General features: G+C 62.0%; 16 protein-coding genes. 8 read left to right on the top strand and 8 right to left on the bottom strand.

Annotation, left to right across the window (positions count from 1 at the left end):
* Positions 1 to 89: 89 nt before the first annotated feature.
* Together AC1RTQ_RS20605 and AC1RTQ_RS20610 are read left to right on the top strand one after the other, a co-directional pair.
* Positions 90 to 1,514 (top strand): coniferyl aldehyde dehydrogenase, encoded by a 1,425-nt coding sequence (locus AC1RTQ_RS20605; RefSeq protein ID WP_492878469.1) that lies wholly within the window; start codon positions 90 to 92, stop codon positions 1,512 to 1,514.
* Between the two features lie 274 nt (positions 1,515 to 1,788).
* Complete coding sequence (locus tag AC1RTQ_RS20610; protein WP_053282879.1) at positions 1,789 to 2,559, top strand: glucose 1-dehydrogenase; 771 nt, start codon at positions 1,789 to 1,791, stop codon at positions 2,557 to 2,559.
* Positions 2,560 to 2,812: 253 nt separating this feature from the next.
* Here AC1RTQ_RS20610 and AC1RTQ_RS20615 read toward each other — a convergent pair whose 3' ends face one another.
* Entirely contained in the window at positions 2,813 to 3,748 is a 936-nt protein-coding gene (locus AC1RTQ_RS20615; protein ID WP_492878471.1) for a LysR family transcriptional regulator, read from the bottom strand.
* 67 nt (positions 3,749 to 3,815) lie between these two features.
* Between AC1RTQ_RS20615 and AC1RTQ_RS20620 the strand changes: the two genes are divergently transcribed.
* Genes AC1RTQ_RS20620 through AC1RTQ_RS20635 form a run of 4 tightly spaced genes read left to right on the top strand, consistent with a single transcriptional unit; the run spans position 3,816 to position 6,103 of the window.
* The gene (locus AC1RTQ_RS20620) at positions 3,816 to 4,466 is read left to right on the top strand and encodes a DsbA family protein (RefSeq protein ID WP_492878473.1); all 651 of its coding nucleotides are present in this window, start codon (positions 3,816 to 3,818) and stop codon (positions 4,464 to 4,466) included.
* A 48-nt stretch (positions 4,467 to 4,514) separates the two neighbouring features.
* Positions 4,515 to 5,414: an MBL fold metallo-hydrolase gene (locus AC1RTQ_RS20625; RefSeq protein WP_492878475.1), complete on the top strand. Its 900-nt coding sequence runs from the start codon at positions 4,515 to 4,517 to the stop codon at positions 5,412 to 5,414.
* Between the two features lie 17 nt (positions 5,415 to 5,431).
* Entirely contained in the window at positions 5,432 to 5,824 is a 393-nt protein-coding gene (locus AC1RTQ_RS20630; protein ID WP_492878477.1) for a nuclear transport factor 2 family protein, read from the top strand.
* A gap of 18 nt (positions 5,825 to 5,842) precedes the next feature.
* On the top strand, positions 5,843 to 6,103 hold the full coding sequence (locus AC1RTQ_RS20635; RefSeq protein ID WP_302091715.1) for a hypothetical protein: 261 nt from the start codon (positions 5,843 to 5,845) through the stop codon (positions 6,101 to 6,103).
* Positions 6,104 to 6,190: 87 nt separating this feature from the next.
* Here the strand turns inward: AC1RTQ_RS20635 and AC1RTQ_RS20640 are convergent, their stop codons facing one another.
* The 6 genes from AC1RTQ_RS20640 to AC1RTQ_RS20665 all read right to left on the bottom strand — a co-directional run bounded on the left by AC1RTQ_RS20640 (position 6,191) and on the right by AC1RTQ_RS20665 (position 13,491).
* Entirely contained in the window at positions 6,191 to 7,024 is an 834-nt protein-coding gene (locus tag AC1RTQ_RS20640) for an aminoglycoside phosphotransferase family protein (RefSeq protein ID WP_492878479.1), read from the bottom strand.
* 141 nt (positions 7,025 to 7,165) lie between these two features.
* Positions 7,166 to 7,657 (bottom strand): hypothetical protein, encoded by a 492-nt coding sequence (locus tag AC1RTQ_RS20645; protein WP_492878481.1) that lies wholly within the window; start codon positions 7,655 to 7,657, stop codon positions 7,166 to 7,168.
* A 247-nt stretch (positions 7,658 to 7,904) separates the two neighbouring features.
* Complete coding sequence (locus AC1RTQ_RS20650; RefSeq protein WP_492878483.1) at positions 7,905 to 8,381, bottom strand: GNAT family N-acetyltransferase; 477 nt, start codon at positions 8,379 to 8,381, stop codon at positions 7,905 to 7,907.
* 123 nt (positions 8,382 to 8,504) lie between these two features.
* A complete protein-coding gene (locus AC1RTQ_RS20655; protein WP_492878485.1) occupies positions 8,505 to 9,089 on the bottom strand; it encodes a nucleotidyltransferase family protein in 585 nt (194 codons plus the stop codon).
* 243 nt (positions 9,090 to 9,332) lie between these two features.
* A complete protein-coding gene (locus AC1RTQ_RS20660) occupies positions 9,333 to 11,459 on the bottom strand; it encodes an oxidoreductase (RefSeq protein ID WP_492878487.1) in 2,127 nt (708 codons plus the stop codon).
* A gap of 16 nt (positions 11,460 to 11,475) precedes the next feature.
* On the bottom strand, positions 11,476 to 13,491 hold the full coding sequence (locus AC1RTQ_RS20665; protein ID WP_492878489.1) for a 2,4-dienoyl-CoA reductase FMN-binding domain-containing protein: 2,016 nt from the start codon (positions 13,489 to 13,491) through the stop codon (positions 11,476 to 11,478).
* Between the two features lie 155 nt (positions 13,492 to 13,646).
* On the opposite strand from AC1RTQ_RS20665, the gene AC1RTQ_RS20670 reads away from it, so the two are divergent.
* Both AC1RTQ_RS20670 and AC1RTQ_RS20675 read left to right on the top strand, forming a co-directional pair.
* The gene (locus tag AC1RTQ_RS20670; RefSeq protein ID WP_492878491.1) at positions 13,647 to 14,420 is read left to right on the top strand and encodes a 3-alpha-hydroxysteroid 3-dehydrogenase; all 774 of its coding nucleotides are present in this window, start codon (positions 13,647 to 13,649) and stop codon (positions 14,418 to 14,420) included.
* A gap of 153 nt (positions 14,421 to 14,573) precedes the next feature.
* Complete coding sequence (locus AC1RTQ_RS20675) at positions 14,574 to 14,951, top strand: steroid Delta-isomerase (RefSeq protein WP_492878493.1); 378 nt, start codon at positions 14,574 to 14,576, stop codon at positions 14,949 to 14,951.
* A gap of 162 nt (positions 14,952 to 15,113) precedes the next feature.
* On the opposite strand, the gene AC1RTQ_RS20680 is transcribed toward AC1RTQ_RS20675, so the two are convergent.
* Positions 15,114 to 16,025 carry a bifunctional GNAT family N-acetyltransferase/nucleoside diphosphate kinase regulator gene (locus AC1RTQ_RS20680; protein WP_492878495.1) on the bottom strand — a complete coding sequence of 304 codons (912 nt, stop codon included), beginning with the start codon at positions 16,023 to 16,025 and terminating at the stop codon, positions 15,114 to 15,116.
* Positions 16,026 to 16,047 lie beyond the last annotated feature (22 nt).

Consider the following 16,047-nt stretch of genomic DNA (forward strand, 5'->3'; position numbering starts at 1 on the left):
TCGTCTTTTTGGACGACGACCGCGAAATCCGCAGGTCTGAGCATGTGCCTTGCGTTCATGGCTTTCAAGAGAAGTATCGAGGAGACAAAATGACCCAGACAAATTCGTCCATCGGCATTCGCCAGCTGCTGGACATGCAAAAGCAGGCCTTTATCGAGGAGGCTGCGGTCAGCGCCGATGTGCGCATGCAGCGCATTCAGCAAGTCATCGACATGCTGGTGGAGCACAAGGAGGAGCTTTGCCAGGCCATGGGCGAGGACTTTGGTGGCCGCCCCGCCGTGTTCTCGCTGGCCAATGACATTCTTGGCTCGCTGTCCTCGCTCAAGCATGCACGCGATCACCTCAAGGGCTGGCTGGGTGACTCCGAGCGTCCCAGCGTCAAACCCTTTGACATGTTGGGCGCCACGGCCTGGGTCAGGTACCAGCCCAAGGGCGTGATCGGCATCATCGGCACCTGGAATGCACCTCTTTTCACCTTGCTGTCGCCGCTGGCCTGCGCGTTCGCGGCGGGCAACCGGGCCGTGCTCAAACCTTCCGAAATTGCACCGCGTACGGCCCAGGTGCTGGCCGAGGCCGTGGCCAAGCGCTTTGACCCCCAGGTGCTGGCCGTGGTGCAGGGCGGTCCCGAAGTGGCCGCGGCATTTGCCGAGCAGCCCTGGAATCATCTGGTCTTTACGGGCTCCACCAGCGTGGGCAGGCTCATCATGGCTGCCGCCGCCAGGAACCTGGTGCCCGTGACGCTGGAGCTGGGCGGCAAGTCTCCCGTGCTGGTGGGCGACTCCGCCGACATCGCCAATGCGGCCGAGCGCATCGCCGTAGGCAAGTCGCTCAACTCCGGCCAGCTTTGCGTGTCACCCGACGTGGTCTGGGTGCATGAATCCCGCCTGCAGGCGCTGGCCGATGGCATTGCCTCGCAATACCAGGCGCTGTATCCCTCGGTGACAGGCAACGCAGACATGACGCCCGTGATCAACGAGCGCCACCACGCACGTGTGAAAGCCTATGTCGATGATGCCAAGGCGCGCGGTCTGACCGTGCTGGAAGTCGGTGCCGCGCAAGCGGGCGCAGACCGTCGCCTGCCGCTGGCGCTGGTCATCAACCCGCCAGCCGAAGCCGAAATCTCTCAGCACGAAATCTTTGGCCCGGCCGTGGTGCTGCGCAGCTTCCTGAACATCCGCGACGCCGTGGCCGCGATCAATGCCGGTGAGCGCCCGCTGGCTCTGTACTACTTCGGCAGCGACGAGACGGAGCAGAACTGGGTGCTGGACAACACGCTGTCCGGCGGTGTATCCATCAATGATGTGGTCATGCATCCTGCGCTGGAGGATGCACCGTTTGGCGGCGTGGGCGCTTCGGGCATGGGCCACTATCATGGCCGCGAGGGTTTTCTCGAGTTCAGCCATGCCCGCTCCGTCTACAAGGCCGGCAGCCACGACCCGCGTCGCGAGTGGGGCATGCTGCCGCCCTATAACGAGCAGTTTGCACAGATGCTGCAGGCAGCAGTCACCCCCTGAGCCGCTGCGCGGCTCCCCCCTCTAGCCGCTGCGCGGCTTTCCCCTCTCTGCTTCGCGGTAGAGGGGCGACAGCCTCGCTGTCGCTGATCTGGAATTTTCCTGATTCGCGGCGCTGCCGTGGTGCAGCGCGATCAATGTCAAGGACTCCATTTTTCGTGTTGACGCAAGCTGCGGGGCCCGACCATGGGGCTTGCCCCATGGTCCGTTTGGCGGATGTGTCAAAAGCGTTTCATGCAGAGCATGGCTGGGTTGGAACGCAATCATAGGAAGAGACATGAACGAGATTTTTCGCCAGTTTTCGCTGGAGGGGAAGGTGGCCGTGGTGACCGGCGCGGGCAAGGGTATCGGCCGTGCATGCGCTGTCACGCTGGCCAAGGCCGGCGCAGATGTGGCGCTGTTTGCGCGCACCGAGGCGGACCTGCAGGCAGTCAAGGCCGAAATTGAAGCGCTGGGCCGCCGCGCCATTGCCGTGCAGGGCGATGTGAACAAGGAGGAAGATCTGGACAAGCTCATCGTCCGTGCCGTGGAGGAACTGGGCAAGATCAATGTGCTCATCAACAATGTGGGTGGCGGCGGCCCCAACGACCCGCGCAAGGTGGCGGGCAAGGCGGTGGGCGACATGCTGGCGTTCAATGTGGTGCCTGCATACACGCTGATCCAGAAGGCCGCTGCGGCCATGGAGGCTGCGGGCGGCGGAGCCGTGGTCAATATCTCGTCCACGGCCGCACGCTATTCGCAAAAGTACTTCAGCGCCTATGGTGCGGCCAAGGCCGCGCTCAACCAGATGACGCGCTGCTTGGCGCAGGACTTCGGCCCTAGGGTGCGTATCAACGCCATCGAGCCCGGCACCATCATGACCGATGCACTGGCACCGTTTCTCACGCCGGATCGCAAGGAGCGCATGGAAAAAACCACACCCATGGCACGCATGGGCCAGCCCGAAGACATTGCCAATGCAGCGCTGTTTCTGGCCAGCCCCGCATCGAGCTGGGTGACTGGCAAAGTGCTGGGGGTGGACGGAGGTGTGGAAGCTCCCAACTTCTGAGTCTGATGACATCGCTCAGGCGGCAGCGACCGCTTCGCACAGGACAAGGGGAGCTTGGCTCCCTTTTTCTATGCCCTGTTGACGATGTCGCTTGAGCCGATCCGCAGCAGGAATCGAGCCGTTGCTTTCCCGGTCAAGCGCAATTGCAATGTCTGCAAGCTGCTGCCCGGATGGCGTGAGCGGTGCTGGTCCGAAGTGGCTTCAGCATGCCATCGCCTGAGCCGCCTGTCAGCTGTCTGGTGGCCGGCCGTGGTCATGCCCTGGAGCGGATCTGCTCCTGCATCAGGTCCACGAAGGCCTTGACCTTTGCCGGTCGGAATCGTGCGGTCGGGAACACGGCATGAATGCCCCCCGATGGCAGTTCCCACCTGGGCAGCACCTGTATCAGCGTGCCGTTCTTCAAATCATCGGCCACGGCGAAGTCGGGCAATACCGACAAGCCCGCCCCATGACGCACGGCTTCGCGCACGGCCAGTGTCGCATCGAGCGAGATCACCGGGTGCACCGTCACGCTCTGACGCTCCAGCTCGCTGCGCGAGAAGCTCCAGTTGCAGGGGTCACGCAAGGCCGTGTTCGCGACAAAAGGCAACTCGCTGATGTGCTGCGGCTGTTTGAGCTGCGTCACCTGCCGGCGCAATGAGGCAGCGGCAACCAGCAATTGCCTGAAGCTTCCGATCTGACGGGCCTGCACATTCAAGTGTGAAAGCCAGCCGACGCGGATGGCCAGCTCGACCTGCCCCGACATCAGATCAAGTGGCTGGTCGCTGAACACGGCGTCCACCTTGCATTGGGGATAGTGCCGCGTGAACTCGGTGATGGCCGGCACCACTGCCGTGATGCCATAGTCCAGCGGAGCGGTCAGACGCAAGGTTCCCGAAGGCTCTGCCGCCACTTCCCCCAGCTCGTCGAAAGCATCACCCGCTTCCTTGAGGATGGATGCGCAGCGTTGATAGAAGATCCGGCCTGCGTCGGTGGCAACGACCTTGCGGGTGGTGCGAGTCAGAAGCGTCGTGTGGAATTCGCTCTCCAGCCTTGCGACCTGCTGGCTGACCACGGCCTTGGTGATGCCCAGCCGGTCCGCGGCCGCCGTGAAGCTGCCGGTTTCCACCACGGCCGCAAAGTAGGCCAGGCGCTTGAGATTGGCCAGCTTGCCGGCGACGGATTCTTCGGAATTGTTTGCTATTGACATACAGTTTATCTATTCGATCAGGCTTTTTCTGTCAATGCTTTGTTCCTACGATCACGGTATTGAATCAATGGAGCCGATGGTGACCAAGACCCTGCATTACGTATTCGACCCCCTGTGCGGCTGGTGCTACGGTGCCGCCGCCGCGGTGGCGGCTCTGGGCAAAGCGCCTGAGGTCGAACTGCGCCTGCTGCCCAGCGGCCTTTTCGCAGGCGAAGGTGCCCGTCTCATGGACGATGGCTTTGCCGCCTATGCCTGGGGCAACGATCAACGCATCGAGCGCCTGACGGGCCAGCGCTTTAGCGAGCGCTACCGCAGCCATGTGCTGTCGGATCGTCAGCAGATGTTCGACAGCGGCCCGGCCACCCTGGCGCTGAGCGCTGTCAGTCTGTGCAATCCAGCGCGTGAGCTTGACGCCCTTGAAGCCATTCAGCATGCCCGCTACGTCAATGGCGAGGACATCACGCAACCGCAGACACTGATGGCAGTTCTGCAGGCCCTGGGGCTGGAGCAGGCTGCTGCAAGCCTGCTGCGCTCTGATGGCGAACTGCTGGCTGCCAATCGAGCCCGCATCGACGGGGCAAAGGCGCTGCAGAGCCAGCTTGGCGCGCGTGGCGTTCCAAGCTTCATCCTGCAAACCAATGGCCAGCGCCAATTGCTGAACTCCAGTGCCGCTTACTCCAATCCGCAGGCCTTGGCCGAGCAAATCGCCAAGGCCTGAAGCTTTCGCTTTCAACCCCGCCATCCCGAAATTCACCGGAGAACCATCATGATGAATCGCCGAGACTTTGTCCAAACCGCCGCCGCTGCCGGCATCGCCACAGGCCTGGCTGGTTGCGCCGCTGCCGTGACCGGCCACTCCAAGCTGCAATGGAAGCACTTTCCAACAGACGACAAAGGCTTCTTCCGTGCGCCCGTGCTGCTCTCGGGCGATAGGGAGGCCATTCTCATCGATGGCGGCTTTTCCCTGCCCGATGGCCGTGCCGTGGCCGAAGCCATCAAGGCATCGGGCAAGCAACTGACCACCATCTACGTCAGCCAGAGCGACCCGGACTATTACTTCAGCCTGGGCCCGATCAAGGCCGCCTTTCCCGCTGCCAGGGTGCTGGCCGCCTCCGACACCATTGCCGCCATCCGCGCCAACGTGCAAAAGAAGATAGCTACCTGGGCACCCCAGCTCAAGGAGAACGGTCCGCAGAAGCTCGCCGACATCGTCTTTCCTGAAGCCTATGACGGCCCCGCGCTGATGCTGGAGGGCAACACCATCGAAATCGTCAAGGCACAAGGACTGGAGAACCGCCGCTACCTGTGGGTTCCCTCGCTGAATGCGGTCTTCGGTGGCGTGCTGGTCTTCTCGGGTCTGCACGTGTGGACGGCCGATACCCCGACGCCAGCCTCCCGCGCCGCCTGGGTAAAGAACCTGGAAGCCATCGCCGCGCGCAATCCGGCCGTGGTCGTGCCGGGCCACCTGGGCGCCCAGGGAGCGCTGGATGTTTCGGCCGTGAACTACACCCGCGTGTACCTGCTGGCCTTCGAGCAGGAGCTGGCCAAGGCGGCCAACAGCGACGCGCTGATCGCAGCCATGAACAGGCGCTACCCTGAGGCCGGCCTGGCCGCCGCGCTGCAGATCGGTGCCAAGGTGGCCATGGGTGAGATGAAGTGGGGCTGAAGCCCGGGACGCACACCATGACCACCAATCTGGATATCATCCGCGCGACCTACGAAGGTTCGTCCGAAGAGAACGGCAGGAATCTGCTGGCCGTACTGGCACCCGATGCCAGATGGACAGAGGCCGCCGGCTTTCCCTATGCCGGCACTTACGTCGGCCCGCAGCAGATTGCCTCGGGCGTGTTTCAGCGGCTGGCGACGGAGTGGGACGGCTACAGCGCCAAGGTCCATACCTACCTGGCCGATGGCGACCGTGTGGCAGCCTTCGGCGTCTATTCGGGAACCTACCGCAAGACGGGCAAAGCGATGACGGCGAGCTTCGCTCACCTGTACCGGCTCAGCGACGGCAGGATCACGAGCATGGAGCAGTATGTGGACAGCCATCCGGTGCAGCAGGCGCTGCTGGCCTGAGCGCGGCGGAGTCCTGTCATGAACGAAGTCAATGCCAAGCTGCAAGCCATTCTTTTGCTGATGCAGGCCGGGCAATGGAATGCCGCGCACGATGCCGTGCAGCGGCATGAAGGCCTGCTCGCGGCCTGGCTGCACGGGCTGCTGCATCTGCAGGAAGGCGATCTGGAGGACGCCGAGAACTGGTATGAGCGAGCCGGCCTGCGCTTCAGGCAGCGCGGCACGCTGCAGCAGGAGCTGGCCCGGTTTGAAGCGGCGCTGCGCGCTGGGCCTGGCGCGTGAACCGGGGCAGGCCGTCCGATATCCGATAGCCGGCTGTCCGAGAGTCGGCCGTCCGATGAAGGCCTTTAGGCGGCGGAGCTGAAAGCCTCAGCCCAGCGCCTGTCGGGCGAGCTGCGCAACGGCCAGTTGCCTGTTGGCCCGGGCGCGCGCTCCGTCCTCCAGGAACCAGGCCGCCGACAAAGCGGCGTGAGCCATGACCCATTTGAGCAAACGCCGACGCTCCAGCCCCGTGACCTTGATGACTACGGCAAGCTGCCGAGCGAAGCGCTCCGGGTCGGTGCAAGTCTCCAGCTCGGGGTTGCACAGCACGTTCACGTAGTCGTAGTACCGCTCACCGGTGACGCGCTTTGGATCTATCGCCAGCCATCCACGCCTGTCGAAATCGAGTATGTTGCCGTGGTGCGCATCACCATGCAGGACGACAGGCTCACGCTGCTCATTGAGCAGCTCACCTGCCACCGTTGCGCATTCGGCCATCAAGCCGCCTTCCTGCTGCGCCATCAGCGGGAGAGACTTGAAAAAATCCGTCAGTGGCAGCAGTTCTTCAGGGGATGCCGAGGATCTCTTTGAATGAAGTTGCTCGATGGTGCGGCAGATACAGCTTGTCGCTGCATCATCTTCGCCTTCTCTGGCCATGTGCAGCAAATGCCTGGAGCCGGTTGCGCGCTCCATCAGCAGCGCTCCTGCATCTTGGTCGCAAGCATAGACTCGCGCTGCGCCATTGCCACCCCACCATTGAAGCACCCTGGCGCCGATGCGCTCATCAAGGCTGCGCATGATTTTGATCATTGCAGGCAGACCTGCCCAGTTCCTTGTAAGGGTGACGGGCAGAAGGTCACTTGTATGCGTGGTGAAGGGGGCACCGGCCACCTTCGCGCTCCAGCGTTGGAGATGGATATCAAACAGGTCGAGCTTGGGCATCTGGCTGATTTTGGGGTAGCCCATGCCATCCGAAGATTGGGTGCAGCGGTCCAATGGCCGCTGATGGCGGTGGCTTCAACGGGTCAATGCAGCTCCTTGCCGGGGGGGCCGGCTTCCGAGCAAATGGCTTGCTTGAGAGGCTCAGTCCTCGCGATCACGCGGGTAGCCTGCGTCTGCCCAGTGCTGTGCAGAAGCGCGGGTGAGACTATGGCCGGGTCGCACTCGTACCTTGGCCAATTCGCTGCCGTCCGCTGCGGTGGCAGTGAGAGTCGCCGTGGGGTTGTCCTCATCGGGCTCAATATCGAGAGCCACCGTCACGCGCAATCCGCGAACTTCAATCTGGATGGCTTTGTGCAACAGCGCTGCCTGGTGCTGCTCATGGCGACGTATCACTTCACTGGCAGTCTTCACCAGCGTGTTGAAGGCCGACACGTCAAGAGGCTTGGGATTCTTCTTGTCGCGCCCCATGGTCCATGGGCCGACCAGAGCGGGTTCCGCTTGGCCGTCCTGGGTCATTGAAACTGCCCAGCCATCGTCGTCTTCATTCTTGATGACGCGGGCTTCCCAGCCCTTGTGGTGCCAAAGGCGGTCTTCGAAGATGGCGATGTCTTCTGGTTCGAGTTCTGCTGGCATGTCTGGACTTTTCCCTGAGCTATCAAGTCCAAAGTCTACTGTTTTTTCATACAGCCTGCGGGGCCGGGTCTATCTCCAGCTTGGGCGTCTAGGGCCATGCATGCCCTGACCAGGTCGATGCAGGGGCCTCGCCCAAAGGCACTGGGCAAGACCACCCTGTTTGAAAGCAGAGGCTGCACGTGACTGTCGATTCGACCCGAAGCCGCCATCAATTCACGAGCCTCATTCGTTCATCTGGAGCAAGAGGCTAGAGTTCATGGCTGTACACGATGAAACCGCTATGTTGGGCTAACTTGTCGTAGAGCGCACGGCCGGCTTCATTGGTTGATTGTGTTTGCCAATAGACGCGATTTGAGCCAGCCAGCATGGCTTGCCTGTAGACGCCGTTGATGAGTGCCTTGCCAATTCCAAGCTGACGCCTTGTCGGGGCCGTGAAAAGATCCTGCAGGTAGCAGACAGGGCCCAGTCTCGTGGTACTGCGGTGAAATATGTAATGCACTAGACCAACCACTTCTCCTGCATTTTCAGCGACCAGCGCAAAGACCGGTTCGATGGGATTAAAGAATCGCTCCCAAGTTTTCTGGGTAATTTCCTTTGCCAGTTCGGTAGCTCCAGCCCTTCCATAGAAAGCGTTGTAGCCATCCCAAAGTGAAAGCCACGCTTCAAAGTCATGTGGTTGGACTTCTCTTACTACGACAGTTGTTGCAGCGTCATTTTGGGGCATAGGAAAGACTTTTCATCGTGCGAGCCGGGGGTAAATAGAGCGACCTGTATTGAAGTGTAAGGTCTGCTCGTGGCCGGTAGGCAACGGTCCCGGAATGACCCAGGTCGGACATGCACGCACACATCAACGTGCATCAGTTCTCTGAGCCGGATGACCCTGGGTAACGATTCGCAGCCATGGCCAACGCGCTTGGTAAGACTCGGCCTTTTGCTCGAAAAGCTCGCGATGCGGGGTCAATGGATTGAGCGCCAAAACTCCGTCATAGATCAGCTCCAGACTGTTCGGCGCATAGAGGCGGCCTGGGCGAAGGCCCACGCAAGTAGCTGGGATCAGGAAGCGATCGATTCCCTCGCAAGAGCTTTGCAGTGCCTGATAGGGACGGCCGAAATATGACTCGTACCACAAGTGAACCCGAGCCTGGTTCGTGACTTCAATCTTGATGTCCAGGTCGCGTAAAACGCGATCGGCATGTGCCTGTACTTTCTGTTCCGCACTCTCAGTGGTGTTCAATGGATCAAAGTAGAAGAGATCGTAATCTTTGATGGAATCCGCAGGATTTCGTTGCGCCTGCAAATTCCACACTGTCTGAAATAAGCAGCCTGCAACAAGCCAGCCATCTGGAAGATTCAAATCATCCCAGCGCTCCACAATCGTGCGATTGTTGATATTTTTCAGGACATCCGCAACGAAGCGCTCAGGCGTAGGCATCGGGACAGTCAATTCCTGGTGAAACAAAAGTGAAAGGCAAGATCGAAGCTATTTTGCTTCAGTTGCGAGGACCCGCTTCCGGCCGGATGAAACCCCTCGCTTTGGCCGGCCGTGCAGCGGCAATCGGCAATCGGCAATCGGCAATCGGCAAAGGGCCAGGTTCTGCCGAAATACGGTGACTCCAATGGAAAACCGCCTGCGAGTTCCATGCTCGCAGGCGGTCTCGGCGATCGAGGAGTCTCTTCAGACTTCGCGTCCGGCCTGATGGCCTGAATGCATGGCGCCCTCGATATAGCCCAGGTCCTGGCAGTCGCCGATGCGGTGCACGGGAGTCCGGGTAAGGGATTGCAGCTGGTCGGCCACGGCGGAGTCGGCCTCGGCTCCAATGGCCAGCACCACGGAGTCGGCTGGCGTGCGGTATTCCTCGCCCTTTTTGTCCGTCCAGGCGACTTCCTTGCGCTCGATGCGCGTGACGTTGGACTGCATCAGCAGCTTGCCGTGGCTCTTCACGGCGTCGTACACGCGCCAGCGGCGCACGATGGCCAGCTCGGTGCCGGGGTGGGTACCAGGGTCCAGTACGGTGACTTCGCGGCCGCGATCGAGCAGGAACTCGGCCAGCTCCAGGCCGACCAGGCCGGCGCCGATGATGACCACGCGCTTGCCCAGGGGCATCCACAGCTTGGACAGGTTCTGGATCGCTGCCGTGCTGTCCGTCACCTTGAGCATGCCGCCGGCCTTGAACAGCGCGCGCTCGGCCAGATTCAGCTTGGCCTTGGCAATTTCTTCGGCGCGATCGCCCGTCATCAGGCGGCGCAGTTCGTCGCCGCTCCAGACATGGCTTTGCTGCGCGCCTTCGATGGCGGGGGCGGCACGCCTGGCGCCGGTGCCCACCAGAATTTCGTCAGGCTGCAGCTCGGCCAGCAGAGCGGCGTCGGCCGTGGTGTTCAAGCGCAGCTGGATGTTCGGGTGGTCCATCTGCCGCACCAGATAGTCGAGCAGGCGGCCGTTCTCGGGATAGGCCAGTGCGGCAAAAAACAGCGTGCCGCCCAGGCGGTCGCTGCGCTCGACCAGCGTCACGCGATGGCCGCGCAGGGCGGCGACGCGAGCGGCCTCCATGCCCGAAGGGCCGCCGCCGACGATCAGTACATGCTTGGGCTTTTCGGCGAAAGTGATGGTCTTGCTCGCCTCGTGGCCGGTCTGTGCGTTGACCGCGCACTTGATGCCCTTGTTGATGAAAATCTCGCTGACGCAGGCATAGCAATAAATGCAGGGGCGCACGCTCTGGGCGGTGTTGGCTTGCAGTTTGTTGGCCAGGTCGGGGTCGGCCAGCAGCTTGCGGCCCATGGCCACAAAGTCAATCTCGCCATTGCTGATGGCGGCGGCGGCGGCATCCAGCTCCCAGCGGCCGGCCGAGATGATGGGTATGCCGACCACCTTTTTGATGCCGGTGGCAAATTCGCGGTAGGCATTTTGCTTTTGCGGAATCGGTGCATCCGTGAAGGCCGAGCCTGTGGGCAGGCGCGCATAGGCCGAGACATTGATGGCATCCACGCCCAGCTCTTCGCAGAGCTTGGCGGTCTTGAGTGCCTCGTCCATGGTGATGCCGCCGGGCGTGTGCATTTCTTCGGCGTCGATACGCACCCAGATGGGAAAATCTGCGCCTACGCGCTCGCGCACGGCAGTCAGCACTTCGCGCAGCAGGCGGCTGCGGTTTTCATAGCTGCCGCCGTATTCGTCGCTGCGGCTGTTGAAAAAGGGTGAGAGGAAGTTGGCGATCATGTAGTTGTGCGCGCAGTGCACTTCCACAGCATCGAAGTTGGCCTGCTTGGCGCGCAGGGCGGCCGCAGCAAACCATTCCACCATCTGTGCAATATCGGCCTTGTCCATCACGCGGTAGCGGTCGGGGTAGGGGCCAACGCCCACAAAGGTCGAGAACTCCTTGGGTGTGACGGTGCGCATGGCTTCGGCCACAGGACCGTCGGGCGGAATCGAAGACACCCACATCTCGCGCCCGTGGGTGCGGTCGTTGGCCGCGACCTTGCCGCTGTGATTGATCTGGATGGCGACTTTGCCGCCGTGCGAGTGAACGCGGCGCGTGACTTCCGCCAGACCGGGGATGAAGTGATCTTCGGAGATGCCCAGCTGGTGCGGCTCGCTGGTGCCGGTGGGCCAGGAGATGGCGGCCGTGCCCATGATGATGAGGCCGGTGCCGCCCTTGGCACGCTCTTCGTAGTAGTCCTGGGCGCGTTCGCCGCAGATGCCGTCGATGCCGCCGTAGTTCTCGCCCATGGGGGCCATGATGATGCGGTTCTTCAGCTCCATGGTGCCGATACGGCCCGGCTGCAGCATTGATGCGTGGGGATTGCTCATTTTGTTTCGCTGTCTCCTATAGTTTTCGGCCGAGTTCGGCCCCTTCTTCGATGGCGCGCGCTGCATCAATTTTGTGAGCGTTGCGCGCGCCCCCAATCACAGTGTGCGCAATGCTGTGTGCTTGAAGTCTGGATGACCAGGGGTCATGTGATTGCTGGCCGGCGCAGACCACGATGTTGTCCACGCTCAGGCAGCGCTGCTCGCCGCGTATGCGCAGGTGCAGACCGTTGTCGTCGATGTGGATGTACTCCACGTCGTTGAACAGGCGTGCGCTTTTGTTCTTGAGCCGGGCGCGGCGAATCCAGCCCGTGGTGGTTGGCAAGGTGCTGCCCATGGCCGCCTTGCTGCGCTGAAGCAGCCAGATCTGACGCGGCGAATCGGCTTTCTCGCTGGCCTTGATGCCGCCGCGCAGCTCGCGCTCCGGATCGATGCCCCATTCGCGGTCAAAGGCGGCCACGCTGCCGTCCTCGGCCTTGTGGTGGGCCAGCAGCTCGGCCATGTCAAAGCCCAGCGGCCCCGCGCCCACGATGGCCACGCGTTCGCCGACAAAGCGGGGGCTGCGCAAGGCCTCGATATAGTCCACCACCTTGGAGCTGTTCTCGCCCTCAATGCCGCTGCGCCGCGGTGTCACTCCCGTGGCCACGACCACATGATCAAATCCGCTCAGGCAGTTGATGTCCGGTGTGGTGTTGAGCCGCAGCTCTATGCCCAGGCGCTGGATTTCATGCTCGAAATAGCGCAGCGTCTCGCCCAGCTCCTGCTTGCCGGGCACTTTCTGCGCCAGAAAGAACTGGCCGCCGATGCGGATTCCGGGCTCGAACAGCGTCACCTTGTGGCCCCGGTCGGCCGCCTCGCGCGCGCAGGCCAGTCCGGCAGGTCCAGCGCCGAGCACGGCGATCTTGCGCGGTGCAGCGGCTTTTTCCTGCGGCCATTCCCATTCGCGGCAGGCTCTGGGGTTGACCAGGCAGCTGACCTGCTGGCGCGTGAAGATGCGATCCAGGCAGGACTGGTTGCAGGCAATGCAGGTGTTGATGGCGCTGCTTTGGCCCGTCTGCGCCTTGCGCACAAAGGCCGGGTCGGCCAGAAAGGGGCGGGCCATGGCCACCATGTCGGCATGACCCTGGGCAATCAGGTCATCGGCCACTTCGGGGGTGTTGATGCGGTTGCTGGCCGCCACGGGAACGCTGACTGCCTGCTTGAGCTGCTCGGCAGCCCAGCTGAAGGCCGCGCGCGGCACCATCATGGCGATGGTGGGAATGCGCGCCTCATGCCAGCCCACGCTGGTGTTGAACAAGTCCACACCAGCGGCTTCCAGTTGTCGGGCCAGGTCAAGCACTTCCTTCCAGTGGCTGCCATGCTCGACCAGGTCCATCAGCGACAGGCGAAAGCTGATGACGAAGTTCTCGGGCACAGCCGCGCGTATGCCCTGCACGATGCGCAGCGCAAAGCGGCTGCGGCCGGCGGCGTCTCCGCCCCACTCATCGGTGCGGAAATTGGTCAGCGGCGCCAGGAACTGGTTGATCAGATAGCCCTCGCCGCCCATGACCTCCACACCGTCATAGCCGGCCTCCCGGGCCAGTCGGGCGCAGCGCACATAGTCGGCAATGATCTGCTCGATCTGCGCTGTGCTGAGTTCGCGCGAGCTGCGGTTGCTGAGCTTGGAGAGCACGCTGCTGGGCGAGACGCCGCCGCTGCCGTGGTCATAGCGGCCCACATGCAGTACCTGCATGAGGATATGGCTGCCTTCGGCATGCACCGCGTCGGTGATGAGGCGGTGCCGGGCTGCCTGCTCGGGCGTGCACAGCGTCGAGAACTCGGCGTGCTCGGGCATGCCCAGCGCCCACTCGTTGACGCCGAAGCCCCCGGTGACGATGAGCTGCAGCCCTTCCCGTGCACGTTCGGTGTAGAAGAGGGCCAGCTTCTCGAAACCCTGCGTCTGGTCCTCCAGCCCGGTGTGCATGGAGCCCATCAGAATCCGGTTCTTCAGGGTGATATGGCCAATGGTGATGGGCTGGAAGAGATGGGGGTACATGGCTGAATTTCCTCACGCGCAAATGTTGAGCCAGTGTAGGAAGGGCCACGGTAAATTTTCCCTAGGGGAATTACATCGTCCGTTTGCATGTAGCCTGGTTGTCCAGGATGGGCTTTGATGTGCGCCATCACCACCCAGACAAAAGGAGACAAGACATGTCCATCATCGTGATAAGCGGCTGCGCCACCGGCATTGGTGCCGCTACGCGCAAGGTCCTGGAAGCGGCCGGTCACCAGATCGTAGGCATCGATATACGCGATGCGGAAGTGATTGCCGATCTCTCGACGGCCGAAGGTCGAAAGCAGGCAATTTCCGATGTGCTGGCGAAGTGCAGCAAGGGCGTGGACGGCCTGGTGCTGTGCGCCGGCCTGGGACCGCAGACCAAGGTGCTTGGCAATGTGGTTTCGGTCAATTATTTTGGCGCGACCGAGCTGCTGGATGCCTTTTTGCCAGCGCTGAAACAGGGCCATCAGCCCGCAGCCGTCGTCATCTCGTCCGTGGCTTCCGCGCATCTGGCTTTTGACAAGAACCCACTGGCGCTGGCACTGGAAGCCGGCGAGGAAGCCAAGGCCCGCGCCATTGTCGAGCAAGCGGGAGAGCAGGGCGGCAATCTGGCCTATGCGGGCAGCAAGAATGCTTTGACGGTGGCTGTGCGCAAACGCGCCGCCGCCTGGGGCGAGGCCGGCGTGCGCCTGAACACCATCGCCCCCGGTGCAACCGAGACTCCCTTGCTGCAGGCGGGCCTGCAGGACCCGCGCTATGGCGAATCCATTGCCAAGTTCGTTCCTCCCATGGGCCGCCGTGCCGAGCCGTCCGAGATGGCGTCGGTCATCGCCTTTTTGATGAGCCCGGCCGCAAGCTATGTGCATGGCGCGCAGATCGTCATTGATGGCGGTATTGATGCGGTGATGCGCCCGACACAGTTCTGACCTCTCATGAGGCGCTTTGCCAGGGTGGCCCTGCGTCTTCCCCCTCGCTGTGCGGGAGGGGGAGGGCGGCCTCGCTGCAAGGGTTTTTTTGTTCACCGCCCCCGTTTGGGCATTGCCGGTTTTCAACGGCGCCTGCTAGAAGGATGATTTGAGATGAATACCCCAGAACATATGACCGCCGTGGTACAGCGCTATGTGGCTGCGCTCAATGCCGGTGATCTGGACGGCATCGTCGCGCTGTTTGCCGATGACGCCACGGTGGAAGACCCCGTGGGTTCCGAGCCCAGGTCCGGTACGGCTGCGATTCGTGAGTTTTACGCCAACTCGCTCAAACTGCCTTTGGCGGTGGAGCTGACGCAGGAGGTACGCGCGGTCGCCAACGAAGCGGCCTTCGCTTTCACCGTCAGCTTCGAGTATCACGGCCGCAAGACCGTGGTTGCGCCCATCGATCACTTTCGCTTCAATGGCGCCGGCAAGGTGGTGAGCATGCGCGCCTTGTTTGGCGAGAAGAATATTCACGCTGGCGCCTGAAGAGAGTCAGGCGCTTGACTGCTCCTGATATGGAAGCTGTCTTCGCCTGATTCAATTGAGTTTCAAATACATTTTGATCTGAAATACATTGAAATCATGCGTTGAATGCTATTGATCTTGCTGTTCAAGGCAGTGCAATGAGCACTCCCGGCCTGAGCCGGCTTACAGATGGAAGTGTCCGGCCGCCTCGGGCTGGTAGAGCAATTTCTCGATCCGGATATGGCGGGTGCGATCGAGAATCCTCCAGTCGATGCGGTCTCCTTCCCGACAGCCCAGAATGGCCGTGCCCACGCCCGAGAAGACCGAGAACCTTCCTGCACTGTCATCGGTATCTTCGGGGTAGACCAGGGCCACTTCGATGGCCACCTCATCAAGGCGCAGCAAGGCTCTGGAGTTCATGGTGACCACATTGCGCTGCACCTGTCGCGCATCGACGACGGTGGCGCGCTCGATTTCATGCTCCAGGTCGGCTGCTTGCGACTCCCATTCCAGCGCGAGCCTGTCTCTGAGGCGTGCCTGATCCACGGCGGTGATGCAGATGCCCGTCGCAGCGCCCGGCAGCCCGGCGCGCAAGCGCTGGAGGTAGCGCTGCGCCGTCATCGCATAGGACTTGAGTGCGGGTGTCTCGTTCTCCAGCACAAAGCCGTTGTGCACAAAGGCCCTGAGCGAGCGCGTGTTGTCGGCATGGATCCTGGCAATCAGTCTTTGGGCCCGCATGTCGAAAAAGGCCAGCTTCATGCCCTCGTGCAAGGCGCTGGCGCCGAGCTTGCGCCCCCAGTTGTCGCGCTTGCCGATGACCAGCACGATTTCGCAGTCCGGCCCGTTGCGGACCAGACGCACGAAGCCCACGGGCACGTCATCGCGGTCGTAGGCCATGAAGAAGCGGCCGCCCTGATTGAAGAGATGGGTGAGTATAGGCAGCTGAACCCGGTCGATGAGCTGCTCGATGTGACGCGAGACATGGCGCGAATCGCTGAGGTGGCGCACGACGTCCTCGTCGTTCAGCCAGTCCACCAGGCTCAGCGCATTGGCTCGCGTGATTTCCGGGCACAGGGATATGAAAGGCTTGCTCATCTTCAACACCGTCGGTTGCAAG

The sequence above is a fragment of the Comamonas sp. GW821-FHT11H03 genome (genome assembly GCF_058807955.1).

Bases quoted from the DNA above. Each gene is read 5' to 3' on its own strand.
- AC1RTQ_RS20605 (WP_492878469.1), top strand. From the start codon at position 90: ATGACCCAGACAAATTCGTCCATCGGCATTCGCCAGCTGCTGGACATG.
- AC1RTQ_RS20610 (WP_053282879.1), top strand. From the start codon at position 1,789: ATGAACGAGATTTTTCGCCAGTTTTCGCTGGAGGGGAAGGTGGCCGTG.
- AC1RTQ_RS20615 (WP_492878471.1), bottom strand. From the start codon at position 3,748: ATGTCAATAGCAAACAATTCCGAAGAATCCGTCGCCGGCAAGCTGGCC.
- AC1RTQ_RS20620 (WP_492878473.1), top strand. From the start codon at position 3,816: ATGGAGCCGATGGTGACCAAGACCCTGCATTACGTATTCGACCCCCTG.
- AC1RTQ_RS20625 (WP_492878475.1), top strand. From the start codon at position 4,515: ATGATGAATCGCCGAGACTTTGTCCAAACCGCCGCCGCTGCCGGCATC.
- AC1RTQ_RS20630 (WP_492878477.1), top strand. From the start codon at position 5,432: ATGACCACCAATCTGGATATCATCCGCGCGACCTACGAAGGTTCGTCC.
- AC1RTQ_RS20635 (WP_302091715.1), top strand. From the start codon at position 5,843: ATGAACGAAGTCAATGCCAAGCTGCAAGCCATTCTTTTGCTGATGCAG.
- AC1RTQ_RS20640 (WP_492878479.1), bottom strand. From the start codon at position 7,024: ATGCCCAAGCTCGACCTGTTTGATATCCATCTCCAACGCTGGAGCGCG.
- AC1RTQ_RS20645 (WP_492878481.1), bottom strand. From the start codon at position 7,657: ATGCCAGCAGAACTCGAACCAGAAGACATCGCCATCTTCGAAGACCGC.
- AC1RTQ_RS20650 (WP_492878483.1), bottom strand. From the start codon at position 8,381: ATGCCCCAAAATGACGCTGCAACAACTGTCGTAGTAAGAGAAGTCCAA.
- AC1RTQ_RS20655 (WP_492878485.1), bottom strand. From the start codon at position 9,089: ATGCCTACGCCTGAGCGCTTCGTTGCGGATGTCCTGAAAAATATCAAC.
- AC1RTQ_RS20660 (WP_492878487.1), bottom strand. From the start codon at position 11,459: ATGAGCAATCCCCACGCATCAATGCTGCAGCCGGGCCGTATCGGCACC.
- AC1RTQ_RS20665 (WP_492878489.1), bottom strand. From the start codon at position 13,491: ATGTACCCCCATCTCTTCCAGCCCATCACCATTGGCCATATCACCCTG.
- AC1RTQ_RS20670 (WP_492878491.1), top strand. From the start codon at position 13,647: ATGTCCATCATCGTGATAAGCGGCTGCGCCACCGGCATTGGTGCCGCT.
- AC1RTQ_RS20675 (WP_492878493.1), top strand. From the start codon at position 14,574: ATGAATACCCCAGAACATATGACCGCCGTGGTACAGCGCTATGTGGCT.
- AC1RTQ_RS20680 (WP_492878495.1), bottom strand. From the start codon at position 16,025: ATGAGCAAGCCTTTCATATCCCTGTGCCCGGAAATCACGCGAGCCAAT.